Below are 25756 nucleotides of genomic sequence, written 5' to 3' on the forward strand. Positions count from 1 at the left end.
TGTTTCGATCTTCAAGCAAGGAGGCGCCACTGCCCAGCAACGGTCAGCGGCTTCGAACACCCTTGATAGCAGGCGGCCACGGGTACGGCTAGCGCCCGCAGCTCATGGCGGCTTGAAAGAAGCTCATGAACAGCAGACGGGTGCTTGCGTCCACCGCTTGCACAGCGGCGGTTAGAAGCGGCGCTGCGCATCCTGGCTGATACGGTGGCTTCGCCGCCTAGCTCGTTTCCCGACCTAAACGGCGCTGCGACTCGCCAACCACGCCCGCCACCCATCATGCGCCGTGATGTCCTCGGCTCCCGCAAGGCCATAGGGCTCGCAGATGAAGCCGGTTTCCCAGCTGCCATCGGCCAGTTCGACCTTACCCAGGCCGAGCGGGGCGGGGATGCCGGTGAGAAAGCTACCTAGTTCGCTGCTGGGCAGCTCCCAGACCTCCACCTCGATGGCGGCGCCGTCTTCGGCGACCCGGACCATGCCGGGCCGGAGCGGCGGACCGCCGGCCAGGGCGTGGAGGCGATAGTGCGGCGCGCTCCGGGTCAGCGCCAGGCGTCGGCCGCCACGGGCGAGCAACTGGCCGTTGAGCGGCAGCCCCTGCAGGTGGGCACCGCAGACCACCAGGCGGGTACGGTCATGGCGGGCGGGACGCGCCGGCAGGCTGGCGTGTGGCAGGGCGCCGCCGACCAGCGCCAGGCCTTGTGCTTCCTGCAGGGCCGCGGCCAGGCTCAGCAGGTACTGGTCGGTGAACACCCGGCCGAACAGCGTCACGCCCCAGGGCAGGCCGTTGGCCATGACGCCGGCCGGCACGGCCACGGCGGCGTAGTCCAGCAGGTTCATGAAGTTGGTGTAGTAACCCAGGTCGGCGTTGCGGGCGACCGGTTCGGCGGCCAGTTCGGCCAGGGTCACCGGGCGCGGATAGGTGGGGGTAAGGACGCAATCCAGTTCGGCGAGCAGGGTGTCGCACCGGGCTTTCAGCGCCTGCAGGCGGTAGCCGGCGCGAAAGGCGTCCACCGCCGTGGTGCCGGGGGCCTTTTCCAGCACGGCGCGGATCACCGGCAGTACGGCGTCCGGTTCGGCCTCGATCAGGGCGCCGGTCACGCTGTAGCGCTCGGCGACCCAGGGGCCCTCATAGAGCAGGCGTGCGGCTTCCAGGAAGGGCGCAAGATCCAGCGGCACGGCTTCGCCCCCCAGGGCTTCCAGCTGCGCCTTGGTGGCCGCGAACAGCGCCGGGCTTTCCGGGCAGCCGAGGAATTCCAGCTGGGTCGGGACGCCGAAGCGGAAGGGCCGCGGGCGGCCGAAGGCGCTGGCCTCGTTCCACTGTGGATTGGCGCGGCTGTAGGGATCGCGCGGATCGAGGCGGGCGGTGAGCGCCAGCAGCGTGCTGGCTTCGGCGGCGGTGGCGGTAAAGAAGGTCACGCAGTCCAGGGTCTGGCAGGCGGGCACCACGCCGGCGGTGGACAGCAGTCCCTTGCTGCCCTTGAGGCCCACCAGGTTGTTCAGCCCCGCGGGCACGCGCCCGGAACCGGCGGTATCGGTGCCCAGGGCGAAGCTGGCGACACCCAGGGCCACGGCCAGGGCCGAACCGGCACTGGAGCCGCCGGCAGGATAGTCCGGGTGGACACTGTTGCGGCAGGCGCCGTAGGGCGAGCGGGTGCCGTTGAGGCCGGTGGCGAACTGGTCGAGATTGCACTTGCCCAGCGGCACGGCGCCCAGGGCGACCAGCTGTTCCACCAGGGTCGCCGAGCGTTCGGGCACATAGGCATAGGCCGGGCAGGCCGCCGTGGTGGGGATGCCGGCGAGGTCGATGTTGTCCTTGATGGCGAAGGGGATGCCATAGAGCGGCAGCTCGGCGGGATCGCGATCGTCCAGGGCGGCGAGATAGGGCTCCAGCTCGGCTGGGGTCAGCAGGTGGATGAACAGGTGGTACTCGGGGTTGAGGGCCGCGGCCTGTTCCCGCAATTCAACGATGAGCGTGCGTGGGGTCCGGGTCCCGGCGGCATAGGCGGCGCTCAGGGTGTCGAGGCGCAGATCGAATGTCATGGTGGCTTCCTTCACGTCTTGTCGATGACCAGCAGGCGCTGGCCGGCGCGGATCGGCGAGCCGGGCTGGACCTGCAGGTCGTGGATCCGGCCGCTGCAGGGCGCGAGCAACGGGATTTCCATCTTCATGGATTCCAGGATCAGCAACGGCTGGCCGGCTTCCACCTGGTCGCCCGGCTGTACCTGGGCCTGCCAGAGATTGCCGGCCACCGGGCTTTCCAGGGCCAGCTGGTGGCTGGCGAGGGGGGCATCCTCGGTGGCTTCGACGGCGGCTTCCTGGCTGTCGAAATGCGCCTGGCCGGAGTCGATCCAGCGCTGCCGCTCGGCGGCGAAGGCGCTCTGCTGGCGCGTGCGGAAGGTGGTAATGCCCTCGGCTTCGCGTGCCAGGAAGGCCTGGTAGTCGGCCAGGGACAATTCGCTCTCTTCGATGCGCAGCGGCACGCGACCCAGGGGGAAGTCCGCGCGGATGCGCAGCAGCTCGTCCGCCGACACCTCATGGAAGCGGATCTGATCGAAGAAGCGCAGCAGATAGGGCTGGCCGTGGAAGGCTTCCACGTCACGGTAGCGATTCCACATCTGCAGGGTGCGACCGACGAACTGATAGCCGCCGGGGCCTTCCATGCCGTACACGCAGAGATAGGCGCCACCGATGCCCACCGAGTTTTCCGCGGTCCAGGTACGCGCCGGGTTGTACTTGGTGGTTACCAGCCGGTGACGCGGATCGAGGGGAGTGGCCACCGGCGCGCCCAGATAGACGTCGCCGAGGCCCATCACCAGGTAGCTGGCGTCGAAGACGATGCGCTTGACCGCCTCCAGGGACTCCAGGCCATTCACCCGGCGGATGAACTCCAGATTGCTCGGGCACCAGGGCGCGTCCTTGCGCACCGTGGTGGTGTATTTCTCGATGGCCAGGCGGCAGGCCGGATCGTCCCAGGACAGCGGCAGATGGACGATGCGCGAGGGCACCCGCAGGTCCTGGGCATCGCCCAGCGACTGCCAGCAGCGACTGACCGCCGCCAGCAGCTCTGCCAGGGGCAGTGCCTCGGGCTGATAGTGCACCTGCAGCGAACGGATGCCGGGGGTGAGTTCGTACAACCCGGGCAGCGCCAGCGCGGCCAGCGCCTGCATCAGCCCATGGCCGCGAAAGCGCAAGGCCAGGTCCAGCTCCGGCGGGCCGATCTCCAGCAGCAGATGGGTATCTCCGGAAAGCCGCGCCACCAGGCGCTCGGCGCCCTGGCCCAGGTCCAGCACCACGGGATCGCCGCGCCTGGGCGTGATGGCGATCGCCGCCTGCGGCTGCAAGCTGCTTTCCTCGGCCAGGCGTGCCTGCTGCAGGCGCCGCGCGGTCGCCAGGTCCACCGGCAGGAAGCGCAGCCGGTCACCGGCCTTGAGCTGGCCCAGTTGCCAGAGGTCGGCTTCGATCACCGTGACCGGGCAGACGAAGCCGCCCAGGCTGGGGCCGTCCGGGCCGAGGATGACCGGCATGTCGCCGGTGAAGTCCACGGCGCCCACCGCATAGGGATTGTCGTGGATGTTGGAGGGATGCAGACCGGCCTCGCCGCCGTCTTCGCGGGTCCATTCCGGCTTGGGGCCGATCAGTCGCACGCCGGTGCGACTGGAATTGAAGTGCACCTCCCAGTCGGTGGCGAGAAAGAGATCCAGATAGGCCGGGCTGAAATAGTCCGGCGCACCGTGCGGCCCATAGATGACGCGCAGGGTGCGGGTCTCGGGCAATCGGGTGGTCAGGGCGAGGGGCAGCCGGGCCTGCGCGCGTGCGTCGGTCAGCGGGTGCAGGTGCAGCACGTCGCCGGCGCGCAGGGCGCGGCCACCGTGACCGCCGAACTGGCCGAGGGTGAAGGTGCTGCGACTGCCCAGGTAGTCGGGCAGGTCCAGGCCGCCTCTCAGGCAGAGATAGCTGCGGGCGCCGGCGCCGGTGATGGCGCCCAGGTGCAGGATGGCACCCGCGGGGACGCGAAAGACGCTGTCCATGGCCTGGGGTTGGTCGTCCAGCAGGATCGGCAGCGCCGCGCCGGTGACCACCACCACGGCCTCGGTGTTGAATCTCAGGGTAGGACCGGCCAGGGTGATTTCCAGGGCGGCCGCGCGGCCGTCGTTACCGAGCAGGCGATTGCCCAGGCGCAGGGCGCGGTCGTCCATGGGGCCGGAAGGGGGAATGCCCACCGACCAGTAGCCGAGGCGCCCGGGGGCGTCCTGCACCGTGGTCTGGGTGCCGGCGCTGAGCACCTCCAGGGTGGTGGCCTGGTAGGTCAGCCCCTCCAGGCAGCGCGTCCAGGGCTGGCCCGAGGCGAAGGGCGCGGCGGCGAGGATCTGCCGCAGGTAGTCGCCATTGGTTTCCACGCCGTAGAGCCGGGTCGCCGCCAGGGCCTGATCGAGGCGTTGCCGGGCGGCGTCACGGTCGGGGGCCCAGGCGATGACCTTGGCCACCAGGGGATCGAAATAGGGCGGGATCTCGCAGCCGGCCTCGACCCAGGTGTCCAGGCGCAGCGCCCGGCCATCCGCGGGTGGGAAGTCGACCTGGGTCAGCAGGCCCGGGCTGGGCTGGAAGTCGCGACCCGGGTCTTCGGCATAGAGCCGCGCCTGGATGGCATGGCCCTGGGGCTGCAGCCCCGCGGCGAGCACGGCCAGCGGCGGCAGTTCGCCAGCGGCCAGTTCGATCATCCAGCGCACCAGGTCCACGCCCCAGACCTGCTCGGTGACGCCGTGCTCGACCTGCAGCCGGGTGTTCACCTCCAGGAAGTAGAAGCGGTCGGCGTCGCTGTCGTAGACGAACTCCACGGTACCGGCGCTGCGATAGCGTACCGCGCGTGCCAGCTCCAGGGCGGCGGCGCAGAGCGCCTCGGCCATGCCGGCTGGCAGGTTGGGCGCCGGAGTCTCCTCCAGTACCTTCTGGTTGCGGCGCTGCACCGAGCAGTCGCGCACGCCCAGCGCCAGCACCTCGCCCTGGCCATCACCGAACACCTGCACCTCCAGGTGCCGGGCGCGCTCGATGTACTTCTCCAGGAAGACGCCCGCGTCGCTGAAGTTGTTCTGACCCAGCCGGCGCACGGCGTCGAAGGCCTCGGCGAGTTCAGGGTCCGTGCGGCACACGCGCATGCCGATGCCACCGCCACCGGCGGTGCTCTTGAGCATCACCGGATAACCGATCCGTTGCGCGGCCGCCAGTGCCCCTTCCAGGGTATCCAGCAGTTCGGTGCCCTCCAGCAGCGGCACGCCCTGGGCGCGCGCCAGGGCCCGCGCCGTGTGCTTGAGACCAAAGGTGCGCAGTTGCTCGGGGGTGGGCCCGACGAAGGCGATGCCGGCGGCTTCGCAGGCTTCGGCGAAGGCGGCGTTCTCGGAAAGGAAGCCATAACCCGGGTGAATGGCCTGGGCGCCGCTCTGGCGCGCCACCTCGAGCAGCTTGGCGGTGTCCAGGTAGGTGGCCGCGGCGGCGCCTTCGCCCAGGCTGAAGGCCTGATCGGCCGCGCTGACATGGCGGCTGGCGCGATCGGCTTCGCTGTAGACGGCGACCGCGGCGACGCCCAGGTCGCGCAGGGTGCGCTGGATGCGGCAGCTGATGGCGCCACGATTGGCGATGAGCAGGGTGGTGAACATTCGAGGCGTCCTCGAAGGCGGCGGGCCGTCCCGCCAGATAAAAGCTCCGGGGGTCGTCCCCAGGAGGCCGCGCGAGGGCGGTAGGTCAGTCGGCGTCTAGCGCTTGCCGCGGTAGCTGTAGCGCCCGGCGCGGACTTCGCAGAGGCGATGGAGATGCGGTCGCAGCCACTGCCAGAGCTGGCGTGCGCGGGTCAGTCCCATAGCAGCACCTCCGCCGGAGTGGGGTTCCAGCCGTTGCAGGGGTTGTTGAGTTGCGGGCAATTGGAGATCAGCACGATGACGTCGGTCTCGGCGCGCAACTCCACATACTTGCCGGCGCCGGAGATGCCATCGGCGAAGGTCAGGCCGCCGTCCGCGGTCACCGGCACGTTCATGAAGAAGTTGATGTTGGCGCCGATGTCGCGCTTGCCCAGGCGCCCGTCATGACCACCGGCGCAGAGGAAGTTGTCACGGCAGCTGTGCATCTGCCGGCGATCCAGGGCGTAGCGCACCGTGTTGCTCTCCTGGGAGCAGGCGCCGCCCAGGGTGTCGTGGCGGCCACAGGTGTCGGCGACGATGGTCAGCAGGGGATTGCCCAGGTTGGAATAGAGCACGCTGCCGGTCGACAGATAGACCCGGCCCTGGCGTCTCAGGGTGCGCTGGGGATCGTAGCGTTCCTGGGGGTTGGCGGCGGCGTAGAAGAGGGTGTCCACCGCCTGGTTGCCTTCCAGGTCATGGATGCGCAGGGTCTGGCCGGCCTTGACCTCCTTGAGGTAGGGCGCTCCGGCCGGCAGGAGGGCACGGTAGCTGGCATCTTCCAGGCGTTTGGTGCTGGCGATCAGGGTCATGGCAGGGCCTCAGAGGAAGTAGCGGGCGGTGTTCTGAAAGGCGCGCTCGTTTTCCGGGCGCGAGGTGCGGCAGCGTTCGGCCACCTCGGGCGCCGCGCGCAACTGGGCGAGATCGACCGGGCGCGGCGCATAGATCGGGTCCGGGTCCAGCGGATGCTGCAGGGCGGTCAGCACCACCAGGGTGTTCATGGGCGCATGGAGCTCGACCAGATCGCCGGCGCGGGAGTTGCCGGGCACGAAGGCAAAGGCGCCCTCGGCATCCACGTCCACCCGGCTGAACAGGTTGAGGGTCATCAGCAGGTCTTCCAGGCCCAGGCCCCACTTGGCCAGTTCCACCAGCAGGTTGTCGGTGCCATTGCGGTGGAAGCCGTTGCGCAGCTCCTGGTAGCGACCCGCGCCGTATTTCTCCGCCACCTCGGCGGCATTGGCCACGCCGCCAAAGCTGTCGTGCCAGCCGCAGGTGTCGCGCACCACGGCCGCCAGCACCCGCCCCATGTCGGAATAGAGGCAATGGCCGGCGGTGAGACGCGCGGTGTGCTGGCCCTTGAGGGTATCGGGCAGGTTCAGCCACTCGCTGCGGTCATCGGCATTGAACAGCAGCAGGCTGACATTGGCGCCGCCTTCCACGTCGGTCAGCCGCAGGGTCTGGCCGCGGCGCAGGATGAAGGAGGCGGTGCCGCCGCCGGGGACGCGTTCCTGGTAGAGCAGTTCGTCAGTCATGGGCAACCTCGTCAGTCATGGGCAACCTCGTCAGGTAAGGGCTGGCCGAGTCCCAGGCGCATGCACGGGCCGGGTCTTGGCGGTGAGGGGCAGGTCGTAGGTGATGCGGGCGCCATAGGCGCCGGGGGCTTGCGGGTCCTGGCGGACCTTGTCGAACACCAGCACCCGGGTGGCCAGGCTGAAGCCCTCGTGCAGGTCATGGGTGACCATGAACACGGTGAGCGGGCGCTCGTGCCAGAGCTCCAGCAGCAGGGCGTGCATGTCCTTGCGGATGCCGGGATCGAGGGCGCCGAAAGGCTCGTCCAGGAGCAGGATGCGCGGCCGGACGATCAGCGCCTGGGCGATGGCGAGGCGCTGCTGCATGCCGCCGGACAGCTGCCCCGGGTACTTGCCCAGCGCCTGGCTCAGGCCGACGCGTTCGAGCAGGGCGGCGGCCTGTTCCCGGGCCTGGCGCTTGGCCGTGCCCAGCAGCCGGCCGAGCAGCGGGGACCTGGGCAATTCCAGGCCCAGGGCGACGTTGTCCAGCACGCTCAGGTGGGGAAACACCGTATAGCGCTGAAAGACCACGCCCCGCTCGGGATCCGGTTCCGCCGAGAGCGGCTGACCATCGATGCGGATCTCGCCACGGCTGGGCCGCTCCTGGCCGAGCAGCAGGCGCAGGAAGGTGGATTTGCCGCAGCCGGAGGCACCGACCAGGGCGCAGAATTCGCCTTCGCGCACCTGCAGATTGAGGCCTTCGAGCACCACCTGCTCGCCATAGCGCTGCCAGAGATTGCGGACCTCGATCATCAGCGACCCTCCCCGTACCAGGGAAAGGCGCGCCGCGTCAGCAGGCGCAGGCCCGCGTCCAGCAGCCAGGCCAGCAGGGTGATCCAGGCGACATAGGGCAGGATCACGTCCATGGCCAGATAGCGCCGCACCAGGAAGATGCGATAGCCCAGGCCATCGGTGGCGGCGATGGCCTCGGCGGCGATGAGAAACAGCCAGGCGGCGCCCAGCTGCAGCCGCAGGGCGATGAGCAGGCGCGGCAGCAGCTGCGGCAGCACCAGGCGCAGGATCACCGTCCAGCTGTTGGCGCCCAGGGTCTGGGCCTTGATCAGCAGTTCGCGTGGCAGCTCCCGGGCGCGCTGGTCCAGCTCGCGGATCAGCACCGGGGTGACGCCCACCACGATCAGCATCACCTTGGCCAGTTCGCCCAGGCCGAAGACGATGAAGAGAATCGGCAGGATCGCCAGCGGCGGGATCATCGAGAGCACCGTCACCAGCGGCGACAGCGGCGCGCCGACCAGGGGCAGACTGCCCGCGGCGATGCCCACCACCAGGGCGATCAGCGCGGCGATTCCCAGGCCCAGCCCCAGGCGTTGCAGGCTGGCCAGGGTGTCCTGCCAGAACGGATAACCCCCGGTACGCACGTCGGCGGTAAAGGCCAGGCGCTGCACCGCATCGGCCATCTGCGCCACGCTGGGCAGCAGCTTGTCGTTGGGGTTCTCCGCCAGCCGGGTGGCCGAGCCCACCAGATAGAGCAGGGCGAGCAGGGCGAAGGGCAGCAGGACCAGCAGGACCAGCAGGAGCCGGCCGCCCCGATCGGGATGCCGATTGATGAAGCGCATGGGCGTCGTCCTCGCGGCGGGGCTCAGAGCTTGCCGTCGGCGGCCAGCTGTACGAAGGTCGGATCGAAGCGCAGCTTGAGATTGCCCGCGTCCCCGCTGGTCTTGCCGCCCGGATAGGCGATGCCGATGGCCTCGGCGCTGAGTGCGCCCTGGCCCAGCAGGCCGTGTTCGAAGGAGAAGTGGGCGATGCGCTGCATGGTGGTCGGCAGCGCGGGATCCTTGACGAAGGCCAGGGCCTCGGCGGGCGTGGCGAACAGCCGGGTCTTGTCCAGTTGCGCCTGGAAGCCGGCGAGATCGGTACCCGAGGCCTTGGCCATGGCCTCCAGAGCCGCCTTGCCCTTGGCGTCGCCGGACTGCATCAGCGCCAGCATCTCGAACCAGGCACCGGTCAGGGCCTTGCCCAGGGCCGGGTTGTCCTTGAGCGTGGCGGTGTTCACCACCAGCATGTCGAGGATCTCGCCGGGAATCTTGCTGGAGTCGAACACCTCGGTGGTGTCTGGCTGAGCCTTGATCTCGGCCAGCAGCGGATTCCAGGTCACCACGTTGCGCACGTCGGCGGTCTGGAAGGCAGCCACCATGTCGGCGTCGGAGGTGTTGACGGTGGTCAGGTCCCTCTCGCTCAGCCCCACGCTCTGCAGCGCGCGCGCCAGCAAATAGTGGGAGACGGAGAACTGCACTAGGTTGACCTGCTGGCCCTTGAGGTCGGCCAGGGTCTTGCCCTTGCCCTTCATCACCACGCCGTCGTTGCCGTTGGAGTAGTCGCTGACGATCAGCGCCGTGCTGTTCACGCCGCCGGCGGCCGGAATGGTCAGGGCGTCCATGTTGGTCATGGCGCAGCCGTCGAACTGGCCGGTGGTGTATTGATTGATGGATTCGACGTAGTCGTTGAGCTGCACGACCTCGATGTGGATGCCGTATTTCTTGGCCCACTTGTCGATGATGCCCTGGGCCTGGGCTTCGCCCCAGGGCATCCAGCCGGCATAGATCGTCCAGCACACCTTGAAGTCGTCGCGCGGCGCCGCCTGAGCGGTGGCACCAAGCAGCAGGGAACAACCGAGAACGAGCGAGGCGAGCAGGGGATGGCGCATGGGACCTCCAATAGGATGGACGACGGGACAGGAGCACGCGACTGGCGCTGTGTCTCCCGGGCTTTTGTCCCGCCGTGTAACCCCATCAGAGGTCGACGACTCTCGGACCAGACACCCGCACGAGCGAGTCGGAACCCTAGTCATCCATTGCAGATTGTGGTGCATCAAACCGGCTGGCCGGTGCTCCTGCACGCTATGGCCTTTGCCAGATGCGTGCCAGTTGCCGCCAGGCCCCGTGCCATGCTGATTGCTCGCCATGACGTTGAGGCTGTATCCAGCGTGCCGCCCCGTTGCAGTGCGTTCGAAGCGGCACGATGCACTGCTTTGACTCAGCGCCCCAGCGCCGCGATCAGCGCCTGGCGAAAGGCATTCACCGCCGGCGGCAATTCGCGACCCGCCATGCTCTGCAATTCGATCCGCCGCGCGGCCAGGCCTTCGTCCAGCAGGGGCAGGGCCACCAGTTGGCCTTCGCGCAGTCGACTACGCAGGCTCAGTTCGCTTGAGAGCGCCACGCCACCGCCCAAGGCGGCGAAGCGATAGAGCGCCTGCATGTTGTTGCTCACCAGCACGGGTTCGAAGGAGAGTCCCTGGACGCCACAGCAGATGTCGAACAGCTGGCGCACCGTGGTATCGGGCATCGGCAGCGCCAGCGGAAAGGGCTGTAGATCGGCCAGGGTCAGCCCGGTACGGCCGGCAAGGGGATGCTCGGGCGCCACCACCGCCTCGATGGCGCCACTCAAGGTGGCGTCGACGCTGATGTCCGGCTCAGGCCTGAGGCTGAAGGTGAGGCCCAGGTCGGCGTCACCTTCCTGGACCCGGCGCGTGACCGCCGCCGGCGCGCAGACTTCCAGGGAAAAGTGGATGCCGGCATAGCCCTGGCGAAAGGCCACGATGACCTCGGGCAGGAAGTCCAGCGAAAAGCCTTCGGTGGTGGCCAGGCGTACCTGGCCGCGGCGCAGGTCGGCGAGGCCCCGCAACTCGGCCGCGACCTGCTCGCTGGCCAGCTGCGCCTTGCGCGCATGCACGGCCAGACGCTCGCCGGCGGCGCTGGGCACGACGCCACGGGCGCGGCGTTCGAGCAGCGGCGTCTCCAGTTCGCGCTCCAGTTTGGCGATCTGGCGACTTACCGCACTGGCCGCGACGTTGAGCCGCTGGGAGGCTTCGCTGATGGAGCCGCACCGCACCACCTCGAGGAAATAGCGCAGGGCGGTGGACTGAATGCCATAGGGCTGCATAGGGTCTCCTTTGCCGAAAAGGCATGGCTTGCATCTAAATATTCTGCTTGTGGCATGGGATGGCAAGACCTAGAGTCGGGTCAAGAGACCAACAACAGGCTTCAGCAAGAACTCCTTTCCCGCGCTTCGCGGACCTGCCTTTGACCAACCACCGCCCCGGAGACAGACGGCATGGGACTCAAAGGTTTCGCTTGTGGCATCGCGTTTTCCCTCTTCCTGGCCCAGGGCCAGGCCTTCGCCGGCAAAGCCAACGACACCCTGGTCTACGCCTCCGACACCGAGCCCGAAAACGTCAGCCCCTATCACAATGATGCCCGTGAAGGCGTCATCCTCGCCCACCTGGCCTGGGATACCCTGATCTACCGCGATCCCCAGACCGGTGAATACCGGCCGATGCTGGCTACCGGCTGGCAGCAGGTCGATCCGCTGACCCTCGACTTCGATCTGCGCCAGGGCGTGACCTTCCACAACGGCGATCCCTTCACCGCCGACGACGTAGTCTTCACCTTCAACTACGTGGCCTCGCCCGAAGGCAAGGTGGTCACCCAGCAGAATGTCAACTGGATCAAGAGCGCCGAGAAGCTGGGCGAATACAAGGTTCGCCTGCACCTCAAGCAGCCGTTTCCCGCCGCGCTGGAATACCTGGCCAATCCCTTGCCCATCTATCCCGGCAAGTACTTCCAGAAGGTCGGTCTGGCGGGCTTCGCGCAAAAGCCGGTGGGTACCGGGCCCTATCGCATCGTCGCGGTCACCAGCGGCCAGGGGGTCACGCTGGAGCGCAATCCGGACTATTTCAAGGACAGTCCCCAGGGTCAGCCACGCATCGGCCACATCCAGTTCCGCGTCATCCCCGACGCCGAGACCCGGCTCGCCGAGCTCATGACCGGCGGCATCGACTGGGCCTGGCGCGTGGCGCCGGACCAGGCCGAGCAACTCAAGGCCGCGCCCAACCTCACCGTGGAGAGCGGCGCCAGCATGAGGATCGGCTTCCTCAGCATGGACGCCCAGGGCGCCTCCAGCCCGGATTCACCCTTTGCCAAGGCCGAGGTGCGCCAGGCGGTCAACTACGCGATCAACCGCCAGGCCATCGCCAGTCAGCTCATGGGAGGCGGCAGCCAGCCGCTGCAGGTGGCCTGCTATCCGGAGCAATTCGGCTGCGACGCCAAAGCCGTACCGGGTTACGCCTACGACCCGGCCAAGGCCAAGGCGCTGCTCAAGGCCGCCGGCTATCCCAACGGCTTCAGCACCGAGATCTTCGCCTACCGCGATCGTGACGTGGTCGAGGCGCTGATCGGGGACCTGCGTGCGGTGGGCATCGATGCCAAGCTGCGGTATCTGAAATACGCTGCCCTGCGCGACCAGCAGCGCGCCGGCAAGGTGCCCATGGCCTTTCTCGCCTGGGGCTCGTTCTCCATCGCCGACGCCTCGGCGGCCACGGGCGTGTATTTCAAGGGCAATGCCGACGACGTCGCCAAGGATCCCCAGGTGATCGACTGGCTCAAGGTGGCCGACACCGCCATGGATCCGGCGGTGCGCAAGGACAACTACCGCAAGGCGCTGCAGCGGATCGCCGCGCAGGCCTACTGGGCGCCGGTGTTCAACTATTCCATCAACTACGCCTTCACCTCGGACCTGGCCTTCCAGCCCTATCCGGACGAATTGCCGCGCTTCGCCCTGGCCCACTGGAACTGATCCGTCCCGGCGCCCCGCATGGGGGCGCCTCTCGCCGAGGAGCCGAGCATGTCCGCATACCTCCTGCGCCGCCTGGGTATCGCCCTGGCCGTGGCCTTTACCGTTTCCCTCATCAGTTTCTTCCTGCTGCACCTGTCCGGCGACCTGGCCACCGCCATCGCCGGACCCGAGGCCACCGCCGAGCAGATCGAGGTGGTGCGTCATCAACACGGCCTCGATAAACCCCTGGCGACGCAGTACGTCGAGTGGATCGGGCAGTTGCTGCGCCTGGACCTGGGGCAATCGTTCTTCTTCCAGGAATCGGTACGGGATCTCATCGCCAGCCGCCTGCCCATCACCCTGACCCTGGGCGCCATCGCGCTGCTGGTGGCGCTGCTCATCGCCATCCCGCTCGGGGTGCTGGCCGCGGTCCGGCGCGACACCTGGATCGACCGCCTGGCGCTGACCCTGGCGACCTTCGGCCAGGCGATGCCCAGCTTCTGGTTCGCCCTAGTGCTGATCGTCGTCTTCGCCGTCACCCTGAAATGGCTGCCGGTGTCCGGCAATACCAGCTGGCAGCACTTCATCCTGCCGGCGATCGCCCTGGGCTACTACGCCACTCCCTCGCTGATGCGCCTGACCCGGGCCGGGATGCTCGATGTATTGGGCGCCGACTACATCCGCACCGCCCGGGCCAAGGGCCTGAGTCCGGCGCGGGTACTGTTCAAGCACGCCCTGCGCAATGCGCTGATCCCGGTGGTGGCCCTGGCCGCGGTGGAGTTCGGCTTCATGCTGGGCGGCTCGGTGGTGATCGAGGCGGTGTTCTCGCTGCAGGGCATCGGCCAACTGGCCTGGGACGCCATCGCCCGCAACGACTTCCCGGTGGTGCAGGCCATCGTCCTCTTGATCGCGTTGATCTATATCGTGCTGACGCTGGTGGCCGATCTGCTCAACGCCTTGCTCGACCCGCGCATTCGCGTGCGCTAGGAGGCTCCATGACCGTCGCCAATCCCTTCGTGCTCGACGACCATCTGCCCCCGCGCCCGACGCTGGGCCGCCAGCTGCGCCGCTGGTTCGGCCACCGCGGCTTCGCCCTGGGCGCCGTGCTGCTCGTCGTCATCGTCTTCGCCGCCCTGGCCGCGCCCTGGCTGGCGCCCCACGACCCCTATGCCCAGGACGTGATGCAGCGGATGAAACCACCGGTATGGATGGCCAAGGGCACCTGGGCCCATCCGCTGGGCACCGACAAGCTCGGCCGCGACTATCTCTCCCGGCTGCTCTATGGCGCGCGCATCTCGCTGTTCATCGGTCTCGCCGCGGCGCTCATCTCCGGCGCCATCGGCACCTTGCTCGGGGTGCTCGCCGGCTACTACGGCGGCAAGGTCGACGCCCTGGTGAGCTACCTGGTGACCACCCGCCTGGCCTTGCCGGTGGTGATGGTGGCCCTGGCCGCCGCCTCCCTGGTGGGTGGCTCGCTGCAGGTGGTGGTGATCCTGCTCGGCTGTCTGCTGTGGGATCGCTTCGCCGTGGTGGTGCGCGCCGCCGTGCAGCAGATTCGCGACGCCGAATACGTCGCCGCTGCCCAGGCGCTGGGCTGTTCGCCCTGGCGGGTCATCGTCGGCGAGATCCTGCCCAATGTGCTGGGCGCGCTGATCGTGGTGATCACCCTGGAGATGGCCCACGCGATCCTGCTGGAGGCGACCCTGTCCTTTCTCGGCGTGGGCGTGCAGCCGCCGTTGCCGTCCTGGGGCCTGATGATCGCCGAAGGCAAGCCCTACATGTTCTTTTCGCCCTGGGTGATCGCCATTCCCGGCATCGCCCTGATGCTGCTGGTGCTGGCCATCAACCTGGTGGGTGACGGTATCCGGGATCTGGCCGCGCCCAGCGGGCGCAACTAAGCGGAGGACTGACCATGGCACTGCTCGACGTAAGAGACCTGCGCATCGATATCCCCCTGGGGGATGACACCCTGCACGCCGTGCGCGGCCTGGACCTGCAGGTGGAGCGGGGCGAGATGCTCTGCCTGGTGGGCGAGTCCGGCTGCGGCAAGTCGCTCACCTCCCTGGCGCTGATGGATCTGCTGCCGCGTCAGGCCCGGCGCCAGGCGGCGCGCCTGACGCTGGGCGAGCACGACCTCCTAACGCTGGGCGAAAAGGGCATGCGCGACCTGCGCGGCAATCGCCTGGCGATGATCTTCCAGGAACCCATGACCGCCCTCAATCCGGCCTACAGCATCGGCGACCAGCTCGCCGAGGTGCTGCGGCGTCACCGCAGGCTGGATCGCAAGGCCGCCTGGGCAGGCGCGGAGGCCATGCTGGAAAAGGTCGGCATCAGCAACGCCGGCGAGCGCCTGCGCCAGTATCCGCACCAGCTCAGTGGCGGATTGCGCCAGCGGGTGGTGATCGCCATGGCGCTGCTCTGCGAACCGGACCTCATCATCGCCGACGAACCCACCACGGCGCTGGACGTCACCATCCAGGCGCAGATCCTGCACCTGTTGCGCGATCTGCAGCGGGAATTCGGCACGGCCATCGTGTTCATCACCCATGACCTGGGGCTGGTGGCGCGCATCGCCGACCGGGTAGCGGTCATGTATGCCGGCCAGATCGTCGAGCAGGCACCGGCCGCCGAGCTGTTCGCCGCCCCCCGACACCCCTATACCCGTGGGCTGCTGGCGAGCATCCCGGTACCGGGCCGGACCCGTCCCGGGCAGCCGCTGGGCGCCATTCCCGGCCTGGTCCCCAGCCTGGTCGGCGAGCAGCACGGCTGCGCCTTTCGCAACAGATGCCCGCAGGCGGTGGCGGTCTGCGCCGACAGCGTGCCCTTGTTGGAGGAGGGCGCGCACCTGGCGCGTTGCCATTTCGCCCTGCCCAGCGAACCCCTGCGCCGGGTCGGAGGTGTGCGATGAGCCGCGAGATCGCTCTGGAACTGTGCGACATCCGCCGCGAATTCACCCTGGGTCGCGGCCTGTTCCGCCCGCCGGCCACCCTCAAGGCGGTGGATGGCATTTCGTTGCGGCTCCATCGCGGCGAGACCCTGGGTCTGGTGGGGGAATCGGGGTGCGGCAAGAGCACCCTGGCCAAGCTGCTGCTGGGGCTGCTGGCACCCACCAGCGGCGACATCCTGGTAGGCGGCGAGCACCTGCGCGGGGTGGATCGCAAGCGAATGGCCCGGCATATCCAGCCGATCTTCCAGGACCCTTATTCGTCGCTCAATCCGCGCAAGACGGTGCGCGAGATCGTGGCATTGCCGCTCAAGGTGCATGGCCTGGGCTCGACGGCCGAGCAGCAACAGCGGGTCGCCGAGATGCTCGACGTGGTGGGTTTGCCACGGCGCGCCGCCGACAGCCATCCCGGCCAGCTCAGTGGTGGTCAGCGCCAGCGGGTGGCCATCGCCCGCGCCCTGGTGATGCGCCCGGACGTGCTGATCTGCGACGAACCCACCTCGGCACTGGACGTCTCGGTGCAGGCGCAGATCCTCAACCTGCTGCTGGAACTCAAGCGTGAATTCGGTCTGACCTATCTGCTCATCAGCCACAACCTGGCGGTGGTGGAGCACCTGGCCGACCGGGTGGCGGTGATGTACCTCGGCAAGATCGTCGAGGAGCGCGAGCGAGCGGCGCTGTTCGCCCAGCCGGCGCACCCCTATACCCGGGCGCTGCTGGATGCGGTGCTCACCCCTGATCCCAGCCTGGGCCTGCCGGCGCTGGGCCTGGGCGGCAGCTTTCCCAATCCCATCTCGCCGCCCAGCGGCTGCGCCTTCCATCCCCGCTGCCCGCGCTGCTTCGGCCCCTGCGCCGAGCGCTATCCGGAACGTGAACCCATCCCCGGCGGCAGCAAGCGCTGCCATCTGCCCGAACCTGCCTGACCCCGGAGTCCGCCATGACCAGCCGTACCCATGCCCTTGAGCTTGCCGCCGCGCACTTCGACAGCGGCGCCTTTCGTACGCGGCTCGCCACCGCGGTGGCCCATCCTACCGAAAGCCAGGAGCCCGAGCGCCAGGCGGAGCTGCAGCGCTACCTGGATGAATTCATCGCCCCCTATGTGGCCAGTCTCGGCTTCACCAGCCGGCAGCTGGACAATCCGGTCGCCGGCAAGGGGCCCTTGCTGATCGCCGAGCGAATCGAGGACTTGGCGTTGCCGACCCTGCTCAGCTATGGCCACGGTGACGTGGTGCGCGGTGATGCCAGCCGCTGGCGCGAAGGCCTCGCGCCCTGGACCCTGGTGGAGCAGGGCGAGCGCTGGTACGGCCGCGGCACCGCCGACAACAAGGGCCAGCACCTGCTCAACCTGGCGGCGCTGGAACAGGTGATCGCCGCCCGCGGCGGACGCCTGGGCTACAACGTCAAGCTGCTGCTGGAGATGGGCGAGGAGATCGGCTCGGTCGGCCTGCGCGCCTTCTGCCAGGAGCAGCGCCAGGCCCTGGCCGCCGATCTGTTCATCGCCTCCGACGGTCCGCGAGTCTCGGCATCCCGGCCGACGCTGTTCCTGGGTGCCCGCGGCACCTTCAATTTCGATCTGCACCTGGAGCTGCGCGAAGGCGGCCATCACTCCGGCAACTGGGGCGGGCTGCTGGCCAATCCCGGGATCATCCTCGCCCATGCCCTGGCCAGCCTGGTGGATGCCCGGGGCCAGATCCAGGTCGCGGGGCTCAAGCCCACCGAGCTGCCCGCACCGGTGCGCAGGGCGCTGGCCGACATCGAGGTGGGCGGCGCGCCGGGCGATCCGGCCATCGATCCCCACTGGGGCGAGCCCGGGCTGACCCCGGCGGAACGTGTCTACGGCTGGAACACCTTCGAACTGCTGGCCTTCACCACCGGCAATCCCGAGGCACCGGTGAATGCCATTCCCGGCAGCGCCCGCGCCCACTGCCAGATCCGCTTCGTCGCCGGCTGCGATTGCACGACCTTCATCCCGCTGATCGAGGCGCACCTGGCCGAACGGGGTTTCGCCGCGGTGCGCGTTTCCCGTGCCAAGGACGAGATCCTCCACGCCTCGCGGCTGGACCCGGAGAATCCCTGGGTGGATTGGGCGCTGACCTCCCTGACCCGCACCCTGGGCGAAAAGCCCGCCTTGCTGCCCAATTTCGGCGGTGGCTTGCCCAATGACATCTTTGCCGACATCCTCGAACTGCCCACCCTCTGGGTGCCCCATTCCTATCCCGCCTGCTCCCAGCACGCGCCCAACGAGCATCTCCTGGCCCCGGTCGCGCGGCAGGGGCTGCAACTCATGGCCGGGTTGTTCTGGGACCTGGGCGATCGCTGGAGCCGCAGCTGATGCCCCTTGCCAAGACCACTGCCCTGGAGTGGCTCGCCACCCAGCGCGAGCCGATGACCCTTCTCCTGCAACGCCTGGTCGATACCGATTCCAACAGCTACGACAAGGCCGGCGTCGATGCCGTCGGTGCAGTGCTCACCGCCGCCCTGGCCGAAGACGGCATCGAGGTTGCCCGGACGCCGATCGCCGACTTCGGTGACGTCCTCGCCGCCCAGGTGGGGCCCGCCACCGGCGCTGCGGTGTTGCTGCTGGGCCACCGCGACACCGTCTTTCCGCCGGGCACCGTGGCCAGCCGCGGCTTCACCCGCGATGCCAGCCGGGCCTATGGCCCCGGCGTCGCGGACATGAAGGGTGGACTGGTGGCGAGTTGCTTCGCGCTGCGCGCGCTGAAGCGCGCCGGCGAGTTGCCGTTTCCGGTGCGGGTGCTCTACACCGGCGACGAAGAGATCGGTTCCGGCACGGCTCGCCCGCACCTGGAAGCGGCGGCCCGCGGCGCCCGGGCCGTGCTCAACTGCGAGCCCGGGCGGGTCAGTGGCAACGTGGTCAAGGCGCGCAAGGGCGGCGCCACCCTGGCTATCAGCGTGAGCGGTCGTGCCGCCCATGCCGGCGTCAGCCACGCCGAGGGCGCCAGTGCCATCCAGGCCCTGGCGCTCAAGGTGGCCAAGCTGCACGCCCTGACCGACTACGAGCGCGGCATCACCACCAACGTCGGCCTCATCGAGGGCGGCACCTCCAGCAATACCGTGGCGCCCAGCGCCACCGCGCGCCTGGATGTGCGCTTCGTCGCCTTGGCCGACTGGCCCGCGCTGCAGGCGCGCATCGAGGCCATCATCGCCGAGGTGGAGGTGCCGGGGACAGCCGCCCGTGTCGAACCCACCTGCCTGTTCCTGCCGATGGAGGCGCACCTGAGCCACGACCTGCTGGCTCTCTACCAGCGCGAGGCCCAGGACCTCGGCTTCAGCGTCGAGGGCGAATTCACCGGCGGTTGCGCCGACTCCGGGTTCACCGCCAGCCTGGGCGTGCCCACCCTCTGTGGCCTGGGCCCCGTGGGGGGCAAGGTACACACCGACGCCGAATTCCTGGTGCTCGATACCCTGGTTCCACGCACCCAGGCGCTGGTGGCGACCATCCTGGCCCTGGCCGTAAAGGCCTGACCCTCACGCCGGTTTCCGAAACAGGTGCGACTCCTGGTCGGGGAGGGCCACAATTGGCGGCTTTAGATCCTCGAGCTATCGATTCATAGCTGCCCTTGGTTCGGGGCAGCAATCGGCCAGGATCTGATATTGCTGGCGAAGACCTGCCTGTCGATGACAAGGGCGGTAGGGCAGCCATTCGTCAGCGAGACAAAAGGCCCTTCCTTGACAGCGAAGTTGTCTGGGCAAATACTCGCTGCAAGATTCATATAGATGACTAGATAACAAGGTGAATAAAGTCGATGAATTCTTTATCCAGTGATGCCCGACTGCCGCTGTACCAACGCCTGCGTGACCAATTGGCTGAGCAGATCGCCAATAATCGCTGGCGTCCGGGGGAGGCGATCCCTACCGAAGCGGCGCTTTCTGCGGAATATCAGCTGTCCACCGGCACGGTGCGCAAGGCGATTGATGCCTTGGTCAGTGAGGGCATTCTGGAACGTCAGCAAGGGCGCGGGACGTTCATTCGACGGGCGCAGTTTCAATCCTCCTTGTTTCGTTTCTTCCGATTCCAGACGGTTTCCGGTGAGCGCCAGGTCCCGGAGAGTCGCATCCTCTCGATCGAGCCCGTTGCCGCACCTTCGGCCGTAGCGCAAGCGCTAGGGTTGCCCGCCGATGCGTTGGTCATTCGTATTGTCCGTGTGCGTCTGCTCGATGTTAAGCCGGTGCTCGCCGAAGAAATCTGGTTGCCCCGCCAGCGGTTTCAGGAGCTGCTGGAGATCGACCTCAGTCGCGAAGGGCCGCTGCTGTATCCGATCTACGAAGAGGTGTGCGGACAGGTTGTTGCCTCGGCCGAAGAAACGCTGACCGCCGAATCGGTGAATGACGTGCATGCCCGCCTGCTCCAGGTACCGGTCAACAGTCCGGTGATCGTGATCGAGCGCTTGGCACGCGATTACGCGGGTAGCCCGCTGGAGTGGCGTCGCTCGCGCGGCCACGCCGAGCATTTCCGCTACAGCGTGGATATTCGCTGACGCCTGTCTGCGTAGCCAAGCGTTCTGCGGCGGCTAGATCGCCGCCCGATTGCTGTTTGGTTGCCAACGTCGACCCTCTCGCGGCGGGTTGGCCGTCGGCTGTCTTGCGTAACACCTATAAGGATAAGACTCATGTTCAGCTGGTATCGCCAAATCACTCCTCGTGAGCGCAAGACATTTTGGGCCTGCTTCGGCGGATGGTCGCTCGACGCCTTGGAAGTACAGATGTTCGGTCTGGCGATTCCGGCGCTGATCGCCGCTTTCGCGCTGACCAAGGGCGATGCCGGATTGATTAGCGGCGTTACCCTCGTCACCTCGGCACTCGGTGGCTGGGTGGGTGGGACGTTGTCTGACCGCTACGGCCGTGTGCGCACCTTGCAGTTGATGATTCTGTGGTTCTCGTTCTTCACCTTTCTCTCGGCTTTCGTCACGGGCTTCAATCAGCTGTTGGTGGTCAAGGCGCTGCAGGGTTTCGGACTTGGCGGGGAGTGGGCGGCCGGCGCGGTACTGATGGCCGAGACGATCAATCCGCGCTATCGCGGCAAGGTCATGGGCACTGTACAAAGTGCCTGGGCGGTGGGTTGGGGCCTGGCGGTCGGGGTGTTCACGCTGATCTATACCTCTGTGCCGCAGGACATGGCCTGGCGGGTGATGTTCCTGGTCGGGTTGCTGCCGTCGTTCCTGATCTTCTGGGTGCGTCGTAACGTCGAGGAGCCGGACAGCTTCCGGCGTCTGCAAGAAGGCAACGCCATTCCGCAGAGTTTCTTCACGTCGCTCGCGGGCATTTTCCGCCCGGAACTGATTCGCGTGACGCTGTTTGGCGGGCTGCTGGGGCTGGGCGCACACGGTGGCTATCACGCGGTAATGACCTGGTTACCCACTTTCCTCAAGACCGAGCGCCATCTGTCTGTGCTGAACTCGGGCGGCTATCTGGCGGTGGTCATCCTCGCCTTCTGGTGTGGTTGTGTGGCCAGCGGCTATTTGATCGATCGCATTGGCCGTCGAAAAAACATTGTGCTGTTTGCCTTGTGCTGCGTGGTCACGGTGCAGTGCTACGTATTTTTGCCACTGACCAATACGCAGATGCTGTTCCTGGGGTTCCCGCTGGGGTTCTTCGCCGCCGGTATTCCGGCCAGTCTGGGAGCGTTCTTCAACGAACTTTACCCGGCCGATGTACGCGGCGCCGGCGCCGGCGTTGGCTTTTGCTACAACTTTGGCCGGGTGCTGTCCGCTGTATTTCCATTCCTGGTCGGGCACATGAGTGATTCTATGTCCCTGGGTTCGGCGATAGGTATCGATGCCGGAATCGCCTACGGCGTGGGGGTGCTTGCCGCACTTTGCCTGCCTGAAACCCGGGGCAGGGACCTTGAAGCTAATGCCACCGCCGTTCCGGCCACTATCAACGGTAATCAGCGCGCTCGGGCGTGATGATCCCAACCATTAGTAGATGAAACCCATGTCAGCTCCTCGCTCCAAATCGATCACCGGCATTGACGCCCATGCCCATGTGTTCAGCCGTGATCTGCAGCTGATCGGTGCACGCCGCTACAGTCCCGAGTACGACGCCACGCTTGACCAGTACCTTGAGCATTTGCGAACCCAAGGTTTGAGTCACGGTGTATTGGTGCAACCAAGTTTCCTTGGCACCGACAATAGCTACCTGTTGGCGGCGTTGAAGCAAGCACCTGAGCAGTTGCGCGGTGTGGTCGTGCTGGAGCCAGGCATCAGTCGTTCCACCTTGAATGACATGGCGCAACTGGGCGTGGTCGGCGTGCGCCTGAACCTGATCGGCAAGGCGTTACCTGATTTTCGTGACAGTGCCTGGCAAGGATTTTTCAGCGATATCGCCGAGCTCGACTGGCATGTCGAGTTGCACCGGGAAATCAGGGATCTGCCGGGCTTGATCCGGCAATTGACGCCGTTCGGCGTGAAAGTGGTGATCGATCACCTGGGGCGGCCGGACGCGAATGCGGGTCTCGATCAGCCCGGGTTTGGCGAGTTGCTTGAGGCCGGATCGAAAGGCTCGATCTGGATCAAGGTATCGGGAATCTATCGTCTGGGAGGTACGCCACGACAGAACATTGATTTCGCTCGAAGGGCATTACCGTTGCTGGAAAAAAGCGTTGGCCCGCATCAGTTGGTATGGGGCAGCGACTGGCCGCATACGCAACATGAGCAAAGCGTTGACTTCGCCACCGTCGTCGACCAGTTGCAAGCCCTGGAGCTCTCCGCGCAAGCCAGCGCCGCGCTACTGGTGCAGGCGCCTCGCAGGTTATTTGGTTTCTAGAAAGACGAACGCTGCAACCTAGCCGCTGCAGAGGCCATTCATCTCACCCTCTTACAAGAGTTTGGCACCAGCCCAACCGAGAACCTTTCATGACTCCCTTAGATATAGATCTGTTACTGACTGCATTGATCAGCGTCGTGGTGCTGGTAGTGCTGATCGTCTCGCGCCTCAAAATGCACCCGCTGCTGGCTTTGCTGGTAGTTTCCGTCGGCGTAGGCTTTGCAACCGGTATGGAGCCAGATCGCATCGTCTCCCAGCTGGTCACCGGCGCCGGCAAGACACTGGGGGCTGTGGGGGTGGTCATCGCGCTGGGGGCGATGCTCGGCAAAATACTTGCGGACGCCGGCGTCACCGAGCAGATTGCCGCGGTCATCCTCAGGCGCACATCGGATCGGATGATTCCGTGGGCGATGATGATGGTCGCGTTCGTGATTGGCATTCCGATGTTTTTCGAGGTCGGCCTGGTGATCATGCTGCCGCTGATCTTCAGCGTGGCGCGCAAGCTGGAAAGTCAGGCGCGCTTCAAGGGGTCAGCCTATGTCTATGTGGGCGTTCCGGTGATTGCCGCACTGGCTGCCATGCACGGTATGGTCCCGCCGCACCCTGGCCCGTTGACGGCCATCGCCGCGCTGAAAACCTCGGTCGGGCCGACCATGCTCTATGGTTTCCTGGCGGCTATCCCGGCGATGATCCTGGGCGGCCCACTGTATGGCGCTTTCATTTCCCCGCGCATGAGCACTCGGCCCGATCAGGTGTTGCTGGATCAGTTCACCCTGGCTGAAAAAGCCGACGATAAACCAGGCCCCAGCGTATACCTTGGCGTGCTGGCAGCCTTGCTGCCGGCGATCCTGATGCTGATCCATGCCGTCGCCGAGATGGTATTGGCCAAGGACAATGCGCTGCTGAAAATGGCTGGTTTCCTCGGCAATCCGCTGATAGCGATGCTGCTGGGCGTGCTGTTCGCCGGCGCGAGTCTGGTACTCGCGCGCGGCGGCGATGCGGAGCAATTACGCGAATCGCTGGGCAAGAGCCTCAAGCCAATCGCCTCGATCATCATGATCATCGCTGGCGGCGGTGCCTTTCAGCAGCTGCTGACCAGCGCCAAGGTGGGCGATGCGATTGTCCACCTGACTCAGCAGTCGGCGTTCCCTCCGCTGGTCCTCGGCTGGTTGATCGCCATGTTGCTTTCGGTCTCTACCGGTTCCGCCACGGTCGGTATCGTAGGGGCTGCCGGCTTGCTGGCGCCGCTTGCCGGTGCCGATCCCAGCCTCAACCTGCCGCTGCTGGCCTTGTCCATTGGCTGCGGCTCGCTGTTCTTCAACTACGCCAACCATGCAGGTTTCTGGATGGTGAAGGAATCCTTCGGCATGACGATGGGCGAAGCCACCAAGACTATTTCGGTGGTGCAATCGATCGTCGCCGTGGTCGGTTTGATCGTGGTGTTGCTGTTGAACGTGGTCGTGTAATGACCTGAGGCGGCGTCAAATCAGGACGCCGCCCTCTGTGAAACCCCTTATCTGAACGGGCGCCGCTCGGCACCCGTCCCTCCCTGGGCGCCACCCGCCTGTTCAGATAGGCAACAGCCCCTCGGTCTTGACTTCGTTCAGCACAAAAAAGGTGCGCACCTGGCGCACGCCGGGCAGGGCGATCAGCCGTTCGCTGTGCAGGCGATTGAAGGCGGCGATGTCCTTGACCCTGAGCTTGATGAAGTAGTCAACGTCGCCGGCCACCAGGTAACACTCCAGCACCGGGGGCAGGGCGCGGGCGGCCGCTTCGAAGGCCTCAAAGGAGTCCGGGGTCGATCTGTCCAGCACCACGCCTACCAGTACCGCGGTTTCCCGTTGCACCGCCTTGGGGTCCACATGGGCCCTGACGCTGGTGATGACGCCGCTCTCGAACAGCCTGCGCGTGTGGTTCCAGCAGGCGCTCGGGCTCAGGGCAACCTGGCGCGCCAGCTCGGCATTGCTCAGCCGGCCGTCCTGCTGCAAGGCGCGCAGGATCTTGCGTTCTACCGGGGTCAGTTCCGCAGCTTCGCTCATCGAAAGATTCTCCTTGGAAAGCGGTTGTTGGAGGAACATCCATGCGGATTCTGGGATTCGTTCAAAAGGAAAGCAGATTTCGTACCGCTCATTCGAAAGCACCTTTTTCAGGGTTTTCCCTAGCATTGAAGGCGTTCTCTCACCACTGGAGTCGCTGCTATGTCCCTGGACCTCGAAAAGCGTTTTCCCCGCGTCAAGCTCGGTTATTTCCCATCGCCCCTGCACAAGCTGGAGCGCATGTCGAAGGACCTCGGTATCGAACTCTGGGCCAAGCGTGACGACGTTTCCTCCGGTCTCGCCTATGGCGGCAACAAGGTGCGCAAGCTGGAATGGCTGGCCGCCGATGCCCTGGCACAGGGCTGCGACACCCTGGTCTCCATCGGTAACATCCAGTCCAACCACACGCGCCAGGTCGCTGCCGTCGCCGCGGTGCTGGGCATGAAGTGTCGGCTGGTCCAAGAGGAGTGGACCAAGTGGGAAGACCCGGTCTACGACAAGGTCGGCAACATCCTGCTGTCCCGCCTGATGGGCGCCCAGACGCTGCTGGAAGGCGAGGGCTATTCCACCGCGGTGAAGGCGACCTGGGAGCGCGCGCTGGATGAGGTGCGGCGTGAAGGCGGCAAGCCTTACGCCATTCCCGCCGGCGCTTCGGACCATCCGCTGGGTGGCCTCGGCTATGCCCATTTCGCCGATGAACTGGCCGGTCAGGAACGCGAGCAGGGCCTCTTCTTCGATACCGTGGTGACGGCCACCTGTACCGGTTCTACCCAGGGCGGCATGGTCGTGGGCTTTCGCGCCCAGGAGCGCGAGCGGCGCCTGATCGGCATCGACACGGCGGCGGACGCCGAGATGACCCGCGCCGCGGTGACCAAGATCGCGCGCAACACCGCCGAGATGATCGGCCTGAAGCAGGAGATCCGCGACGAGGATGTCATCATCGAGCCCCGCTTCTGCGGACCGGACTACGGCCTGCCGGATGGTCCCACCGTCGAGGCCATCCGCTACACCGCGCAGATGGAGGGGATGCTCACCGACCCGGTCTACGAGGGCAAATCCATGGCCGGGCTAATCGCCATGGCGCGCAGTGGCGAGATCGCCAAGGGCAGCCGGGTACTCTATGTTCACCTCGGGGGTGCCCCGGCGCTCAACGCCTACCACAACGCCTTCGCCTGAACCCAAAACCACGAC

20 protein-coding genes, 1 pseudogene and 1 riboswitch are annotated in these 25756 nt (G+C 66.7%); of the genes and pseudogenes, 12 read left to right on the forward strand and 9 right to left on the reverse strand.

From position 1 onward, the window contains the following. Positions 1 to 234 precede the first annotated feature (234 nt). The 8 genes and pseudogenes from atzF to AABM56_RS10930 all read right to left on the reverse strand — a co-directional run bounded on the left by atzF (position 235) and on the right by AABM56_RS10930 (position 11128). Positions 235 to 2037: an allophanate hydrolase gene (gene atzF / locus AABM56_RS10895; RefSeq protein WP_347884083.1), complete on the reverse strand. Its 1803-nt coding sequence runs from the start codon at positions 2035 to 2037 to the stop codon at positions 235 to 237. 11 nt (positions 2038 to 2048) lie between these two features. Continuing rightward, positions 2049 to 5648 carry an urea carboxylase gene (gene uca, locus AABM56_RS10900; protein ID WP_133861717.1) on the reverse strand — a complete coding sequence of 1200 codons (3600 nt, stop codon included), beginning with the start codon at positions 5646 to 5648 and terminating at the stop codon, positions 2049 to 2051. 191 nt (positions 5649 to 5839) lie between these two features. Then, entirely contained in the window at positions 5840 to 6475 is a 636-nt protein-coding gene (locus tag AABM56_RS10905; RefSeq protein WP_133861716.1) for an urea amidolyase associated protein UAAP2, read from the reverse strand. Positions 6476 to 6484: 9 nt separating this feature from the next. Continuing rightward, a complete protein-coding gene (locus tag AABM56_RS10910) occupies positions 6485 to 7195 on the reverse strand; it encodes an urea amidolyase associated protein UAAP1 (protein WP_347884084.1) in 711 nt (236 codons plus the stop codon). A gap of 78 nt (positions 7196 to 7273) precedes the next feature. Next, positions 7274 to 7984 (reverse strand): annotated as a pseudogene (locus AABM56_RS10915) (ABC transporter ATP-binding protein); the annotation flags it as partial. Next, on the reverse strand, positions 7984 to 8805 hold the full coding sequence (locus AABM56_RS10920) for an ABC transporter permease (RefSeq protein WP_347884085.1): 822 nt from the start codon (positions 8803 to 8805) through the stop codon (positions 7984 to 7986). The gene AABM56_RS10920 and the pseudogene AABM56_RS10915, both read right to left, overlap by 1 nt. Before the next feature lie 23 nt (positions 8806 to 8828). Then, complete coding sequence (locus AABM56_RS10925) at positions 8829 to 9893, reverse strand: putative urea ABC transporter substrate-binding protein (RefSeq protein WP_347884086.1); 1065 nt, start codon at positions 9891 to 9893, stop codon at positions 8829 to 8831. 51 nt (positions 9894 to 9944) lie between these two features. Further along, positions 9945 to 10044: riboswitch (guanidine-I (ykkC/yxkD leader) on the reverse strand. A 178-nt stretch (positions 10045 to 10222) separates the two neighbouring features. Continuing rightward, complete coding sequence (locus tag AABM56_RS10930; RefSeq protein WP_133861712.1) at positions 10223 to 11128, reverse strand: LysR family transcriptional regulator; 906 nt, start codon at positions 11126 to 11128, stop codon at positions 10223 to 10225. A gap of 171 nt (positions 11129 to 11299) precedes the next feature. Here AABM56_RS10930 and AABM56_RS10935 point away from each other — a divergent pair, with 171 nt between their 5' ends. The 11 genes from AABM56_RS10935 (at position 11300) to AABM56_RS10985 (ending at position 23995) form a co-directional block, all read left to right on the forward strand. Then, the gene (locus tag AABM56_RS10935) at positions 11300 to 12820 is read left to right on the forward strand and encodes an ABC transporter substrate-binding protein (protein ID WP_133861711.1); all 1521 of its coding nucleotides are present in this window, start codon (positions 11300 to 11302) and stop codon (positions 12818 to 12820) included. 48 nt (positions 12821 to 12868) lie between these two features. Next, positions 12869 to 13786, forward strand: coding sequence for an ABC transporter permease (locus AABM56_RS10940; protein WP_133861710.1), 918 nt, complete (start codon positions 12869 to 12871; stop codon positions 13784 to 13786). A gap of 8 nt (positions 13787 to 13794) precedes the next feature. Beyond that, positions 13795 to 14697 (forward strand): ABC transporter permease, encoded by a 903-nt coding sequence (locus AABM56_RS10945; RefSeq protein ID WP_133861709.1) that lies wholly within the window; start codon positions 13795 to 13797, stop codon positions 14695 to 14697. A 14-nt stretch (positions 14698 to 14711) separates the two neighbouring features. Further along, positions 14712 to 15707 carry an ABC transporter ATP-binding protein gene (locus AABM56_RS10950; protein ID WP_133861708.1) on the forward strand — a complete coding sequence of 332 codons (996 nt, stop codon included), beginning with the start codon at positions 14712 to 14714 and terminating at the stop codon, positions 15705 to 15707. After that, positions 15704 to 16666 (forward strand): ABC transporter ATP-binding protein, encoded by a 963-nt coding sequence (locus AABM56_RS10955; protein WP_133861707.1) that lies wholly within the window; start codon positions 15704 to 15706, stop codon positions 16664 to 16666. Before AABM56_RS10950 ends, AABM56_RS10955 begins: the two co-directional genes overlap by 4 nt. A 14-nt stretch (positions 16667 to 16680) precedes the next feature. After that, on the forward strand, positions 16681 to 18075 hold the full coding sequence (locus tag AABM56_RS10960) for a M20 family metallopeptidase (RefSeq protein ID WP_133861706.1): 1395 nt from the start codon (positions 16681 to 16683) through the stop codon (positions 18073 to 18075). Then, on the forward strand, positions 18075 to 19229 hold the full coding sequence (locus AABM56_RS10965; protein ID WP_133861705.1) for a M20 family metallopeptidase: 1155 nt from the start codon (positions 18075 to 18077) through the stop codon (positions 19227 to 19229). Before AABM56_RS10960 ends, AABM56_RS10965 begins: the two co-directional genes overlap by 1 nt. A gap of 281 nt (positions 19230 to 19510) precedes the next feature. After that, the gene (locus AABM56_RS10970; RefSeq protein ID WP_347884087.1) at positions 19511 to 20242 is read left to right on the forward strand and encodes a GntR family transcriptional regulator; all 732 of its coding nucleotides are present in this window, start codon (positions 19511 to 19513) and stop codon (positions 20240 to 20242) included. 132 nt (positions 20243 to 20374) lie between these two features. Continuing rightward, the gene (locus AABM56_RS10975; RefSeq protein WP_347884088.1) at positions 20375 to 21670 is read left to right on the forward strand and encodes an MFS transporter; all 1296 of its coding nucleotides are present in this window, start codon (positions 20375 to 20377) and stop codon (positions 21668 to 21670) included. Between the two features lie 28 nt (positions 21671 to 21698). Beyond that, positions 21699 to 22529, forward strand: coding sequence for an amidohydrolase (locus AABM56_RS10980; RefSeq protein ID WP_133861702.1), 831 nt, complete (start codon positions 21699 to 21701; stop codon positions 22527 to 22529). Positions 22530 to 22618: 89 nt separating this feature from the next. Beyond that, complete coding sequence (locus AABM56_RS10985; protein ID WP_133861701.1) at positions 22619 to 23995, forward strand: GntP family permease; 1377 nt, start codon at positions 22619 to 22621, stop codon at positions 23993 to 23995. Positions 23996 to 24097: 102 nt separating this feature from the next. Here AABM56_RS10985 and AABM56_RS10990 read toward each other — a convergent pair whose 3' ends face one another. Further along, on the reverse strand, positions 24098 to 24568 hold the full coding sequence (locus tag AABM56_RS10990; RefSeq protein WP_133861700.1) for an Lrp/AsnC family transcriptional regulator: 471 nt from the start codon (positions 24566 to 24568) through the stop codon (positions 24098 to 24100). A gap of 159 nt (positions 24569 to 24727) precedes the next feature. On the opposite strand from AABM56_RS10990, the gene AABM56_RS10995 reads away from it, so the two are divergent. Then, positions 24728 to 25741, forward strand: coding sequence for a 1-aminocyclopropane-1-carboxylate deaminase (locus AABM56_RS10995; RefSeq protein ID WP_133861699.1), 1014 nt, complete (start codon positions 24728 to 24730; stop codon positions 25739 to 25741). The last annotated feature ends 15 nt before the right edge of the window (positions 25742 to 25756 follow it).

This window comes from Pseudomonas aestiva (genome assembly GCF_039908605.1).
Taxonomy (GTDB): Bacteria; Pseudomonadota; Gammaproteobacteria; order Pseudomonadales; family Pseudomonadaceae; genus Chryseomonas; species Chryseomonas aestiva.